The organism is Streptomyces musisoli (assembly GCF_016741855.1).
Classification (GTDB): domain Bacteria; phylum Actinomycetota; class Actinomycetes; order Streptomycetales; family Streptomycetaceae; genus Streptomyces; species Streptomyces musisoli.
Genome location: NZ_JAERRH010000100.1, coordinates 1 through 818, shown reverse-complemented (window position 1 = coordinate 818; position 818 = coordinate 1). Strand labels below are relative to the sequence as shown.

The 818-nt window shown below is 74.4% G+C and carries 1 protein-coding gene and 1 pseudogene; both read right to left on the bottom strand.

The window, feature by feature from the left end:
* Positions 1-407: pseudogene (locus JK361_RS40635) on the bottom strand (xanthine dehydrogenase family protein molybdopterin-binding subunit); the annotation flags it as partial.
* Positions 404-818, bottom strand: a 415-nt coding sequence (locus JK361_RS40630) for an FAD binding domain-containing protein (RefSeq protein WP_372448796.1), incomplete at its 5' end; no start/stop codon positions are given. The gene JK361_RS40630 and the pseudogene JK361_RS40635, both read right to left, overlap by 4 nt.

The window sequence follows — 818 nt, the reverse complement described above, 5'->3', positions numbered from 1 at the left end:
TGCACCACGAGTGCTTCGGCGGCCTCCCTGGCCTGCTCGGAGGTCTCGGCGACGACCAGCGCCACCGGCCAGCCCAGGTGCGGTATCCGGTCGTGCTGGAACACGGCGCAGGTAAGGTCCGGGCGCATGCCCATCAGACTCGTGTAGTCGGTCGTCACGCGTGGGGCGTTGCGGTGGTCCAGGACGGCGAGGACGCCCGGCATGGCGAGGACGGGGTCGGTGTCGAGGGCGCGGATGCGGCCGCGGGCGACCGTGGAGAGCACCAGCCAGCCGTGCGCGAGGCCGGCGAAGGGCACCTCGCCCGCGTAGCGGGCTGCCCCGGTGACCTTGTCCCGGCCCTCCACACGGGTGTGGGCGGTGCCGACGGAGGCCGCACGTGGGGGCGTTTCGGTGGTGAAGGCGGTCATCGTGCGGCCTCCTCGGCGAGTTCGGTCAGGACGGCCACCACGAGGTTGCGGATGAGGTCCACCTTGTATCCGTTGCGCGGCAGCGGCCGTGCAGCCGCCAGCTCGGCGGCGGCCGCGGCGGCATAGGTCTCGGGACCGGCCGGAGCACCGGTCAGGACGCGCTCGGCGGCAAGGGCGCGCCACGGACGGGAGGCGACGGCGCCGAAGGCGAGGCGTACGTCCTGCACGACGCCGGCACGGACGTCCAGCGCCGCGGCGAGGGAGCCGATGGCGAACGCGTACGAGGCTCGCTCGCGTACCTTGCGGTAGCGGGAGTTGACGGCGACCGGGGCGGGCGGCAGCGTGATGCCGGTGATCAGCGCGCCCGGCGGCAGGGCGGTCTCCCGGTGCGGGGTGTCCCCGACGGGCAGG